Genomic DNA, 12856 nt, shown 5'->3' with positions numbered 1-12856 from the left:
TTTATAAAATAGAAGCTGTTACTTGTGTCAGGATGAATTTACGAAATTGAAAGGAAGAATCCCACTTGGATTATAATCAAGACTTTGCCATTGTAGCTGACGGGTCAAACGTTAAGAAAGCCTTAGGTATAATGATAGAAAATAACTTACGATTGCTGGTTATCCAAAAAGGAGACAGGCTTGTTGGGATTTGCGATAGTCATCATCTACTCATGCAAACAGACAGACTTGAGCAAAAGCTGGCATATGACACTGACTTTATAATCATAAAGAATCATGAAGGCGTTTCCATTTCTGTTCATGATTTTTCCTATGCCCTTATTGTCGATGAACAGGTTCAAGTGCTCGGCTGGATAGATGGTAAATCGTTGGAAATCGATTCTTTGAAGCAGGCCTATTCGAAAGATTTAAAGGCGATGACAACCGATTTAGAGGCGATTGTTGACTCCATTTACGATGAGGTGCTGGTTGTAGACTCCCAAGGGAAAATCATCAGAGTTTCCAATCGAAGCACCAATAATTTATGGGGTGTTAACCTGCAGACGGTTATTGGCCAAAATATTTTGGACCTTGAAGAAAAGGGCTGGTTTAAGCCATCCGTAACCAGGAAAGTAATCGAAGAAAAGAAGAAAATTTCGATTGTACAGCATAACCGATTTGGCCGGAAAATTTTAGCTGTTGGGAATCCCATTTTTAATAGAAAGAAAGAATTAGTGCGAATTGTCATTGCCTCTCGTGATATTACGGAAGAAACGAAATTAGAGAAAGAGCTAGAGGAGGCAGTAACGCTTAAAGAGCAATACCGTAAAGAGGTTGATATATTAAGAAAGGTTCATCAAGGTAATGGAAAGAGGATTATTTATCAATCAGAGCAAATGAAAAATTTAATGTTTGAAGTGGATCGTGTCGCCCAGGTAGAATCAACGGTTACCATTTACGGAGAATCAGGAGTGGGGAAAGAATTAATTGCCCATTCCATCCATCAGCTAAGCCCGCGGGCGGAAAAGCCCTTTATCCGGATAAACTGTGGTTCGATTCCAGAGAATTTATTGGAAAGTGAATTATTTGGTTATGAAAAGGGTGCTTTTACAGGTGCTCTCGGAAATGGTAAAAAGGGATTATTCGAATTAGCCAATGAGGGAACTCTTTTTCTTGATGAGATTGGGGAACTGCCGCTAAATTTACAAGTTAAATTATTAAGGGCGATTCAAGAACGCGAGATTATGAAAATTGGCGGAACAAGGGCCATTCCAATTAATATTCGAATTATTGCAGCAACCAATAAAAACCTGGAGGAAATGGTGACAGCAGGAACGTTTCGTGAAGACTTATTTTACCGGATTCATGTCATTCCATTATTTGTTCCGCCTTTGCGTGAGAGAATGGATGATATCGAGCACCTGGTGTATCACTTTCTGGAATATTATAATGATAGATTTTCGACAAAAAATCATTTTTCAGAGGATGCAATGGAAATGTTAAAGGCCCACAAATGGCCCGGGAATATAAGACAATTACAAAATGTAATGGAAAGAGCCATGGTTATCACCGCCAACCAAATGATTACAGCCAATGATCTGGTGAAAATTCTGGAGAATCGCAAGAAGAGTCAAAACCCGGTCGAGGTCCATTCCATTATTCCTTTGCAGCATGCGGTTCAAGATACAGAAAAACAACTTCTTCAATTAGCCCTATCAAAATACAATACACTAACAAAAGTTGCAGAAGTGCTGGAAGTGAGCCAGCCTACCATTAGCAGACTTTATAACAAGCTAAAGAACAATATGGGGATGAAACAATAGAAAAGTGAAAATGATTTTTTAAAAAATAAGGCTATGTTAAAGCTTATTGTTGATTTAGCTCACTTTGTTGATTGGAGCGGAAGGCGCGAGACTCCTGCGGGAAAAGCAGGTCAAGGGAGACCCCGCAGGCTTAATGCTTGAGGAGGCTCCCGACCCGCCCGCGGAAAGCGAAGCGCCTGGAGCGCAAATCAACAGGCAAGTTTAACACAGCCAAAAATAAAATGCTCATTCATTTTTGAATAATCGTCATTCAGAAATGAATGAGCTTTTCTTTTTTTGCGTTCAAATAAGGGGAGAAATCAAAAGCAAGCGTCTATTAAATGAATGGCACGATAATTGCATTAAAGAAGGGTGACCTTATGTTTTTTATGGGGATGAAGGGGGATTTCTAAAGTAAGGAGGGAAAAGGTGTAAGCAGATCTTAATTTATTTTCCTGTGTGCTTTGGTACATTTGTATCTTTAATTTTCGGATTATTCAAACTAAAAGACGCAAAATATTAATTGCAAGATTCCAATTCTATGACGTTACGAAAAGATTTGAAGGGGGATTTTAATGAAAAATCGAGAGGTATCACTGGAACGTTCACTAACATTATCCCATTTAGTCCTTTTTGGACTAGCTTATTTGGCGCCAATGATTGTATTTGGAATTTATGGTACAGTTGCCCAAGCGACACACGGACTTGAGGCAACTGCTTATCTTGTGGCATTAATCGCTATGTTTTTTACCGCTTTCAGCTATACGCAAATGGTTAAAGCTTTTCCTGTTGCAGGCTCCGCTTATACCTATACAAGGAAATCTCTCAATCCGCATTTAGGGTTTATGGTAGGATGGGCAACCCTTCTGGACTATGTGTTCATTCCGATGGCGATATGGCTAATTGGAAGCGCTTATTTAAATGCCGCCTTTCCTGCAGTGCCAACATGGTTATGGGTAGTATCGTTTATTTTAGTGACTACCTTAATTAATATATTCGGAATTAAGTTGAGTACCAAAGTTAATACGTTGATGATGGTGTTTCAATTTTTAGTTATTGCCTTCTTCATTATTTTAAGTATTAAAAGTATCACAGGAGGAATGGGTGAGGCAACACTTGTTTCTATAAACCCATTTGTCAATGGAAACGTGTCGTTTTCATTCGTCCTTGCCGGGGCCTCCATTGCGTGTTATTCATTCCTGGGATTTGATGCGATTTCAACGTTTACAGAAGAGGCCCTTCACCCCGAAAAAAATATTCCAAGAGCGATTATTCTTACGACGGTAATTGGCGGCGTTATTTTCATCGTTTCATCCTATTTCACCCAATTAGTGCACCCGAATTTTCATAATTTTAAAAGTGTTGATTCAGCAGGTTTTGAAATTGCCAAACAAATTGGCGGAAATTTATTTAGCTCTATTTTTCTTGCAGGGATCATTATTGCGCAGTTTGCCTCCGGAATTTCGGCTCAAGCCAGTGCTTCGAGATTGTTGTATGCAATGGGCCGTGATTCTGTACTGCCAAAGAAATTCTTTGGCTATCTTCATCCTAAGTTCAAAACACCGGTACTCAACATTATCCTGGTGGCGATTATCGGTTTGTTGGCATTGAAGCTTAACGTTTCGACTTCTACATCTTTTATTAACTTTGGTGCTTTCATCGCCTTTACGTTAGTCAATGTTTCCGTCATTGCACACTATTATGTAAAAGGAAGAAGAAGAGCAGGAAAAGATTACTTATTCTTTTTATTATTTCCGCTCATCGGCGTTGGTTTTGACTTCTGGCTGTTAGTGAATTTGGATAAAAACGCGTTGGTTTTAGGTGGAATTTGGGCGGCTTGCGGGTTTGCCTACTTACTGTTCCTCACGAGAATGTTTAAGAAACAACCGCCGGAAATGCATTTTGAAAGCATTGATGAAGCAGTGTAAGATTTTAAGAATGATAGTAGGATGGCTCCGAGTCGAAGCAGGATTCGGAGCCACTCATTTCCAAATGGGGGGTTGAAGGATGGAAAAAACGTATAGAATCGCTTTGGCACAGCTTGCTATTGTAGATGGAAATAAAGAAGAAAATCTGATGAAAATGGAGAAGGCCATTAAAAAAGCCTCGGAAGCAGCTGCTGATATTCTTATTTTACCTGAGTTAAACCTGACTGGACTCACTTCTGAGGAGCAAATGAAATCAATAGCTGAGGAGCGTGAAGGGGAAAGCTTTAGACGCATTCAGACAATGGTAAGGACCTATTCAGTCTCATTGGTTTATTCCTTTCCGGAGTATGTTTCTGATGAGGAAATGTATATTACTTCCTGCTTTTTAAATAAAGATGGGCAGGCGCTTGCTTATTATCGAAAGACGCATCTTTTTACTGATGAAAACAAAATTTTTAGCCGAGGGAATGAGTGGACGAAAGTAAGCTTGGGCCCTTTATCGCTCGGTCTTCTTACCTGTTATGATATTGAATTTCCGGAACCGGCAAGGGCGCTGGCCTTACAAGGCGTCAATCTCCTTATCGTGAATTCTGCGAATATGTCACCCTATGAATATATTCACCGCCTGTTTATTCAGGCCCGGGCACTCGAAAATCAATGCTTCGTTGTCTACTGCAACCGAATTGGAGCGAATGAAAAATATGAATACCGCGGTCAAAGTGCCGTGATTGGACCGGATGGAAAGCTGATTACGGAAATTGAAGAGAATGTAGAAGCTGTAAAAATCGTTGATTTATCGCTAGAGGATATCCAAAATGCAACTACAGTATTTAATTATTTAGCTGATCGAAGGACTGAACTCTATCAAAAAGAATAAGAAAGACTAATTTCATTCAAAAATGAATGATGTTATTCATTTTTGAATGATGGTTCCTGTCATTTTTTGAAAAGGACGCTTTTTATAGGGAATTGAAAACTTGGCATGAATATTGCATTACATAAAAGTAAGAAAATGCTTTTTAATAAGCGAAATTGGGAAGGGGAAAATCATATGAAAACGACGATGAAATCGATTGAACTAAAGACAGCAGTTCCTGGTCCAAAATCTTCATCACTATTAGAAAGAAGAGCCAATAATGTTCCTAAGGGAGTTTCCAATACAGTACCATCATTTGCTGCTAAAGGGAAAGGGGCATTGTTAGAGGATGTAGATGGGAATGTATTCATCGATTTAGGCGGTGCGATTGGTACACTAAATGCAGGTCATTGCCCGCCAAAGGTAGTGGAAGCTTTGACAGAACAAATACAAAAGTATATCCATCCCGGCTTTAACGTCATGATGTATGAGCCTTACATTGAGCTTGCTGAAAAGTTAAATCAAATTACACCAGGAGCACATGCCAAAAAGACCTTTTTCCTCAATAGCGGCGCAGAAGCGGTGGAAAATGCGGTGAAAATAGCCCGGAAATATACAGGCAGGAAGGCGATTATCTCCTTTGATCGAGGATTTCACGGCAGAACCTTGTTAGCCATGTCTCTTACCAGTAAGGTGAAGCCTTATAAGTTCGGCTTTGGTCCGTTTGCACCTGATACGTATAAGGCCCGTTATCCCTATTATTACCGGGCACCGTTTGGCGTTACGCCGGAAGAGCTGGATCAAAATCTATTAAATCAGCTGGAAGACTTTTTCTTATCTGAAGTTCCTGCTGAAGAAATTGCGGCGATTATTATGGAGCCTGTTCAAGGAGAGGGTGGATTTATCATTCCATCTAAGACGTTTGTTCAAGGTGTGAAACGGATTTGTGAAAAGCACGGTATCCTTTTTATTGCGGATGAAATCCAAACGGGCTTTGGCCGTACGGGGAAAATGTTTGCCATTGAGCACTTTGATGTGGTTCCGGACATCATGACGATGTCGAAGTCCATTGCGGCGGGACTCCCAATTAGTGCCGTAACAGGCCGTGCTGAAATTATGGATGCAGCAGCTCCAGGTGAAATAGGCGGTACGTATGGCGGCAGTCCATTAGGATGTGTCGCGGGGTTAAAGGTCATTGAAATGATCGATGAAGAAAAGCTGGCTGACCGTGCCAATTTAATTGGCGAAAAAATTGTATCGCGCTTTAATAGTTTGAAGGATACAATTGATGTGATTGGCGATGTTCGCGGATTAGGAGCCATGTGTGCAGTGGAGCTTGTAAAGGATCCCCAAACAAGAGAGCCTAATAAAGACCTAACGGCGAAAATAGTCCAAGAATGTAACAAACGGGGTGTCATTGTCCTTAGCGCCGGACTTTATGGGAATGTACTACGATTCCTTTCGCCGCTTGTCATTACTGATGATCAACTAGAGGAAGCACTCGATGTGATTGAAGAAGTGCTAAAACAATTGGTGTAGATTAGGAGTGATTACGATGAAAAAACAGTTATTTATTAATGGTGAATGGGTAGAAGCGAAAGAGTATCGCCCTTTGTACAGTCCTTATAATAATGAATTGCTTGCAGAAATCGCGTATGCCGATGCAGGAGAAGTCGATTCAGCGATTGCTGCAGCCGAAAAGGCCAGACCTATGATGGCAAAAATGCCGGCTCACGAACGGGCATCTATTTTAGAAAGACTAGTAGAGTTATTGACAAAGAACGAAGAAGAGTGTACCCGTTTACTTGCTCTTGAGGCAGCAAAGCCGTGGACGACAGCGAAGGCAGAAGTAGCCAGAACAATTATGACCTATAAATTTGCAGCAGAAGAAGCAAGACGGATTCACGGAGAAACGATTCCGATGGATGCGGCACCGGGAGGAGAAGGCCGTATTTCCTTTACGATCCGCCAGCCTATCGGGGTTGTCGCCGCCATCACCCCATTTAACTTCCCGATGAACCTGGTTGCCCACAAGGTGGGACCGGCGATTGCTGCGGGAAATACGATTGTTTTAAAGCCGGCATCGCAAACGCCATTGACGTCATTATATCTGGCAGAACTACTTCAGGAAGCCGGCTTGCCTAAAGGGGCGTTAAATGTGGTAACTGGCAGCGGTAGTGTTGTCGGAGATCGTTTGATCCAGGATGATCGAGTGAAAGCTATCACATTTACCGGCAGTCCGGCCGTCGGAATTGGTCTGCGCAGCAAAGCCGGATTGAAAAAAGTGACACTCGAGCTTGGCTCCAACTCAGCGTTAATTGTTGATCAGGGAGTAGACGTTGATTCGATTATTCCCAGAGCCGTAACAGGTGCTTTCTCCTTTGCCGGCCAGGTTTGCATTTCCCTGCAAAGAGCCTATGTTCATGAGGAGCTTTATGATGAATTCGTTGAAAAATTTGTTGCCAAAGCGAAGAGCTTAAAATTAGGCAGCCCGCTTGATCCTGAAACAGAAGTATCGGCCTTGATCAGTCCAAAGGATGTGGATAGAACGCTTCAATGGATTGAGGAGGCAAGACAGTCCGGTGCGGTCGTTGCTACAGGAGGCGGGCGAGAAGGAAATATCGTCGAGCCTACGGTTCTTTTAAATGTGGATCCGAAAGAGAAGGTTTCCTGCCAGGAGGTCTTTGCTCCAATTGTCTTGATTAATAAAATTTCATCGGTTGAAGAAGCAATCTCATATGTGAATGATTCGCGATACGGGCTGCAGGCCGGGATTTATACGAATAATGTCTTTACAGCACTAAAAGCAGCCGAGGAATTAGAGGTAGGCGGCGTAATGGTTAATGATATCCCAACCTTCCGTGTTGACCACATGCCATATGGCGGTGTCAAGGAAAGCGGAATCGGACGTGAGGGATTGAAATATGCGATAGAAGAAATGACAGAGATGAAGCTGGTTAGTTTTAAGAAATAAAAAGGGACTTTTATTAGAGGGGAAGTTTACGGCAGGGCAGTTACGAAAAATATCTTCCATGAAAAGAATGTAAAGGAAGGACGATAGGAGGATGCCCCTCTCTTAATTACAATAAAAAACAAGCTTGAGGAAGAACTTTCACCTCAAGCTTGTTTTTTAATTACTAAACATTTTCCATAAAAAGGGATATTCCTCTTTCATAGGAAATATGTATTTGGTGATCAATCTAGAGATTAGATTACAACTTGTGCAACTTTAATTGTCCAGTTAAATGGATCTTCTTTTTTTCCAAGCTGTACGCCGGTAATTTCATCATATACACGCTGTGAAAGTTGGCCAATTTTATGATGGTTGATTTCTATTGAACGATCGTTCCAATTTAATTCGCCAACGGGTGAAATGACGGCAGCTGTTCCTGATCCAAATACTTCTTCAAGTTCACCGCGCTCGTGGGCAGCAAAGACTTCTTCAATCGAAATTTTTTCTTCGCGTACAGGAATATTCCAATGTTTTAGTAATTGAATAACGGAATCACGTGTAACACCGCTTAAAATGCTGCCATTTAATTTAGGTGTTACTACTTCGCCATTGATCTTGAAGAAAATATTCATACTGCCTACTTCTTCAACATATTTATTTTCTTTCGCATCCAGCCAAAGAATTTGGGCAAAACCCTTCGCCTCTGCCATTTCTTGTGCTTTCATGCTGGCGGCATAATTGCCGGCAGTCTTCACATGCCCTACTCCTCCAATAACTGCCCGGACGTACTGCTCTTCAACATATATTTTGACAGGACTTAACTGGTCCCCATAATAGGCTCCTACCGGAGAAAGGATGACGAGTAATTTATATTGGTGGGAAGGGCGTACACCAAGATAGGGTTCCGTAGCGAAAATAAACGGGCGAATGTATAGCGATGTCCCATCACCTTCAGGAATCCAATCTTTTTCAATAAGAATTAATTCTTTAATCGCTTTTAATAAAAAATTCTCATCAATTTGGGGGATACACATCCTATCACATGATTCATTAAATCTCTTCATGTTTTTTTCCGGACGGAAGAGCTGGATTGTTCCATCCGCTGTCTTATAGGCCTTTAATCCTTCAAAGATAGCTTGTCCATAGTGAAAAACCATTGCGGCCGGATCAAGTATCAACGGCTCGTAAGGAGTGATCCGCGGTTCATACCAGCCTTTTTCTGAATGATAATCCATTACAAACATGTAATCGCTGTAATACTTCCCAAAACCCAATGAATCGGCTTTAGGTTTTACCTTTAATTCTTCACTTTGAATAAATGCAATTTCTTGTTTCATGATACACCTCTTATAGATTCCTTATTATTGATACTATTGTAATAAAATATCTTCTTTAACATACCACTTATTAGTTCAAACTTACATGATTTGGATAGTTTTTGCAGGGAATGGCCATTAAATTTACGGCTGTTTTGAAATGCCGGCAATGATTTGGTTACGAAACTGCGATTTTTAACCATAATTAGATTTAAAAACAAATGGCCGAAAGTTCGAAGGCAAAGTATCGCCAATAAAAAAACTATTCTTTCTGTAAATACTTTAGAAAGAATAGTTTTTTTCGCTATGGTGGAAAAAGAAATTTGGGGTTATCTGACTTGGCTATGTTTAAGTGTTAAGGATTAGAACTCAACCAATCCATGCTTTTGTAAGGATTCGATCAATTTTTCCTTCGGTTGAAAACCTGTCAGCCTCTCCACAAGCTCGCCGTCTTTAAATAGCAATAGTGTAGGTATGCCAAGCACCTGAAACTCACTTATAAATTCCTCATTATCATCGGAATTCACTTTTACAATTTTTACAACAAATTCTTGATGAACTTCCTCCAAGATGGGTTCAATTAATCTGCACGGAGGGCACCAAGGAGCCCAGCAGTCAACGATCACCGTTTTACTTGTTTTGATTTCCTTAAGAATTTCTTTTCCGTCTGCATGTAAAATAGTCATTGGAACTCCTCACCTTTCTTTTGGTTTGCTTTTGATTTTAGTATATGAGGAGTTATAATATAAGTAAAATTAATGTTTTGAATTTTAAGTATAAGTAAAATCTAATGATACTAGAAGGGATAGCCTATGACACTTTTTCAATTAGAAGTTTTTTTAAAGGTTGTTGAAGCGAAAAGTTTTACCAAAGCAGGTGAACAAATCGGCCTCTCCCAATCAGCGGTCAGTCAAGCAGTAGCAGCATTGGAAACGGACTTAAATGTAAAATTATTAAACAGGCACAGGACCGGTGTCAGTTTAACAAAAACCGGGGAACGGATCACGAGCCTAATTCGTGATTTACTGTTGATAAAAACAAAAATTATTAATGAAGCAGCCGGTATCACGGGATTGGAAACAGGGACGATAAGAATCGGGAGTATTTCAAGTATGTCAGCTAAATTATTACCTGGTATGATCAGCTCGTTTAAAAAACGCTTTTCCGGTGTAGAAGTCATTCTATATGAAGGAAGCTATGAGGAAGTGAGAAATTGGATTAAGCTATCCGTCATCGATGTTGGCGTGATTGCAGAAGAATCGCATGAGTTTGAATTTATCCCCCTTCTGCAGGATAAAATGGTCGTTTTTTTGCCTGAAAATCACCCGCTGAAAACCAATTCATCCTTACATTTAAAGGAAATTGCAAAGGAACCTTTCATAATGCCAAAAGAATGTGACCGGATGCTGCGTTCAATCTTTAAGGCCCAAGGAATATCACCGAATATTCAATTTGAAGTAAGAGACATAGCTACCATTTTAGCCATGGTTCAAGAAGGTGTGGGAAATACAATCCTTCCGGAAATGGCGATTCCATTGACACTTCCAAAAGTTAACGCTTCCTATTTAAGTCCTCAAGTATACCAAAACTTAGGGCTTGCGGTACGTTCTACGGACCACACTAGTCCCGTTGTTTCCGCTTTTATTCATGAGACACAAGAATTTACAAAAAATTTATCATTAAAATTATTCAACAGCTATCATTCTGTGATCGTAAAAGGCTAATCTAGCCAATTTATCTCATGGTGTCTTAACCCTTTTTTCATTAGTTGATACAGGAGTATTCTTTAAGTTTCTTAACACTTTTTTGTACTGTCTTAAAGAAGTTATCTTACCTATATAGCAATTCTTATTTTTGAAATCAGAGGAAATGAAAAGGATGGCAAGGTAAGGGAAATATTTATTCGTTCGAAATCGGAGATCCTTCCAAAAGACAAAGTAGCCGCTTTTCCTTACGCTAACAAAGGGATAAGCATAATGTGTACTCGCAATAAAGTCCGAAATGGTCGGGTCATGCCTGCTATCGGAAACCAATGCCGGAAAGTCTGTTTTTTTTGAAAGAGTATGTTCAATATATAGATTTCCTTTTGAATATACACCGAATAAAAAATCATTGTTCGTCTCAATGATGATGTCCCATTTAAACATAGCCGTAAGTGGGATTAGTTTTATTCGGACCGCATTCAGAAAGTGATTTTGCAAATGTCTTTTCGTTAATAATGCTGAAAGAATTCGGATTGCAAGGTATAAAAATATGAATAGATAAATTACAAGAAAAGTTTTCCCTGCATTAAAGAATGGGAGTAAACCAAACCCTATAGAATGGAGTATCAAAATGTAAGGATCCATTAAAGGGATAGAATCAAAGGCAATCCATTTTCGGGAAAAAGGCAGCAAGATTTGTGTCCCGTGTACATTGAATAAATCAAAAAAGACATGTCCCATCACCGCTAAAAATGTCCATAAAAATAAATGTATAAAAGATGAACCTTGGAATAAGGGGGAAGTCAAGCTCGTAATAATGAATCCCCATAATGGAATTACGGGCAGAGAATGAGACATGCCCCTGTGATTCCGGAAATAGCTGCCCTTCCCTTTCAAACGAAAGATAATGTCCAAATCAGGTGCGTTTGAACCAATGACCGTACCTAAAATAACCGCCTGTGTTAGCGGACTATTTTCTGAGACTGCCGGATCAATTTGAGAGAGAGCTCCTAATCCTAGGCCAATAATGATGTGAGAGAAAGTATCCATTTGATCACTCCTAATCCCGGATATATAGGCTCACGCATATTTTTGTATTTTTGGTTCCTCGATAACGGTAGAATAATGCCAAAGTAACTTGGAAAAAATGTTATCCCAACTTTGTGTTAAAGCATAATTTCTTCCTTCAAGACCTAATTGCTTCCGTAAACTATTATTTTCTAATAGCAGAAGAATGGCATAGGCAAACTCCTTCACATTGCCCGGTTCACACAAATAGCCTGTAACTCCCGCTTTAATAATATTTTTTACACCGCCGGAATTGGCAGTAATAGCCGGTGTACCACTTGCAAGTGCCTCAAGAACAACCATTCCAAATGTTTCAGTAGGAGAAGGAAAAACGAATAGGTCTGATGCTGAATAGTATTCCGCTAATTGTTCCCCTTTTAAATATCCCGTAAAGGTCATGTTTTCCGGAGCTTCTTTTTGAAGTTCATCCCTTTCCGGGCCGTCTCCAATAATTAGCCAATGAATTTGCTCATTGATCTCAGATGGCAATGTTTTTGCAATAGATAGAAGAGTTTTTACATCTTTTTCAGGTGCCAGCCTGCCGACATAGGTAAGGAGGTACTTTTTTGAAATTCCGTAGTGCTCACGAACAGCCTTTTTATCATAGTAAGGATGAAAATGCCGGCAATCGACCCCGCCGGACCAAATTTCTAAATTTGTAAATCCGTGTCGATCAAGCTGTGTTAATGTTTCATGGGAAGGGACAAATAATTTTTTACATGGCCGGTGGAACCAACTCATGTATTTCCAAAGTATTTTAGAGAGAAATTGGAGGTCATAAAATTGTAGGTAATAATCGAAATTGGTGTGATAGGAGCCAACCAGTGGTATGTTTAATTTTTTGGCCAAATAAACACCGGCAAATCCGATGTTAAATGGAGTTACGACATGGATAATATCGGGAGAGAAATCTTGTAATTCAGACCTGATACGAAGAAGGTTAGGAAAGGCCAGACGACATTCCGGATATAAGAAAAAAGAGAAACTTTTAAAACGGTGAATATGTGTTGAAACATATTCATTTGAATGAGAATCAGGTGCAAAGATTTTATAGGCTATGTTTTGATCTTCTAAATAAGCAGTAAATTGTTTAAGCGTTCGGGCAACTCCGTTTATGTCCGGATGGAAGGTATCTGTGAAAATAGCAATTCTCATAAAAAACTCCTCCTAAACAATGTACAAATTCTTCTCAATTAAGTTATCACTATTGTATTTGAAGAATAAGAATGCATTCTTAAGCTGCTGTTAAGT

General features: G+C 39.9%; 10 protein-coding genes. 6 read left to right on the top strand and 4 right to left on the bottom strand.

The window, feature by feature from the left end; all coding sequences use genetic code 11:
• The first annotated feature begins 65 nt into the window (after window positions 1-65).
• From AC3ANV_RS25020 to AC3ANV_RS25000, 5 genes are all read left to right on the top strand, one after another.
• On the top strand, window positions 66-1802 hold the full coding sequence (locus tag AC3ANV_RS25020) for a sigma 54-interacting transcriptional regulator (protein WP_488311300.1): 1737 nt from the start codon (window positions 66-68) through the stop codon (window positions 1800-1802).
• 554 nt (window positions 1803-2356) lie between these two features.
• Window positions 2357-3709, top strand: coding sequence for an APC family permease (locus AC3ANV_RS25015; RefSeq protein ID WP_488311299.1), 1353 nt, complete (start codon window positions 2357-2359; stop codon window positions 3707-3709).
• A gap of 79 nt (window positions 3710-3788) precedes the next feature.
• The gene (locus AC3ANV_RS25010; protein WP_488311298.1) at window positions 3789-4586 is read left to right on the top strand and encodes a carbon-nitrogen hydrolase family protein; all 798 of its coding nucleotides are present in this window, start codon (window positions 3789-3791) and stop codon (window positions 4584-4586) included.
• 174 nt (window positions 4587-4760) lie between these two features.
• On the top strand, window positions 4761-6104 hold the full coding sequence (gene gabT / locus AC3ANV_RS25005) for a 4-aminobutyrate--2-oxoglutarate transaminase (protein WP_488311297.1): 1344 nt from the start codon (window positions 4761-4763) through the stop codon (window positions 6102-6104).
• A gap of 16 nt (window positions 6105-6120) precedes the next feature.
• Window positions 6121-7539, top strand: a complete 1419-nt coding sequence (locus AC3ANV_RS25000) for an aldehyde dehydrogenase family protein (protein ID WP_488311296.1) — start codon at window positions 6121-6123, stop codon at window positions 7537-7539.
• Window positions 7540-7772: 233 nt separating this feature from the next.
• Here AC3ANV_RS25000 and AC3ANV_RS24995 read toward each other — a convergent pair whose 3' ends face one another.
• Window positions 7773-8855, bottom strand: a complete 1083-nt coding sequence (locus AC3ANV_RS24995) for a branched-chain amino acid aminotransferase (RefSeq protein ID WP_488311295.1) — start codon at window positions 8853-8855, stop codon at window positions 7773-7775.
• A 341-nt stretch (window positions 8856-9196) separates the two neighbouring features.
• Entirely contained in the window at window positions 9197-9520 is a 324-nt protein-coding gene (trxA, locus tag AC3ANV_RS24990; RefSeq protein WP_488311294.1) for a thioredoxin, read from the bottom strand.
• Between the two features lie 126 nt (window positions 9521-9646).
• Between trxA and AC3ANV_RS24985 the strand changes: the two genes are divergently transcribed.
• Window positions 9647-10558, top strand: coding sequence for a LysR family transcriptional regulator (locus AC3ANV_RS24985; RefSeq protein WP_488311293.1), 912 nt, complete (start codon window positions 9647-9649; stop codon window positions 10556-10558).
• Between the two features lie 15 nt (window positions 10559-10573).
• On the opposite strand, the gene AC3ANV_RS24980 is transcribed toward AC3ANV_RS24985, so the two are convergent.
• Entirely contained in the window at window positions 10574-11587 is a 1014-nt protein-coding gene (locus tag AC3ANV_RS24980; protein ID WP_488311292.1) for a metal-dependent hydrolase, read from the bottom strand.
• Window positions 11588-11617: 30 nt separating this feature from the next.
• Window positions 11618-12760 carry a glycosyltransferase family 4 protein gene (locus AC3ANV_RS24975; RefSeq protein WP_488311291.1) on the bottom strand — a complete coding sequence of 381 codons (1143 nt, stop codon included), beginning with the start codon at window positions 12758-12760 and terminating at the stop codon, window positions 11618-11620.
• Between the last annotated feature and the right edge of the window lie 96 nt (window positions 12761-12856).

Source organism: Neobacillus sp. DFD-2R, assembly GCF_057747865.1.
This window is presented reverse-complemented; position numbering and strand designations above follow the sequence as displayed.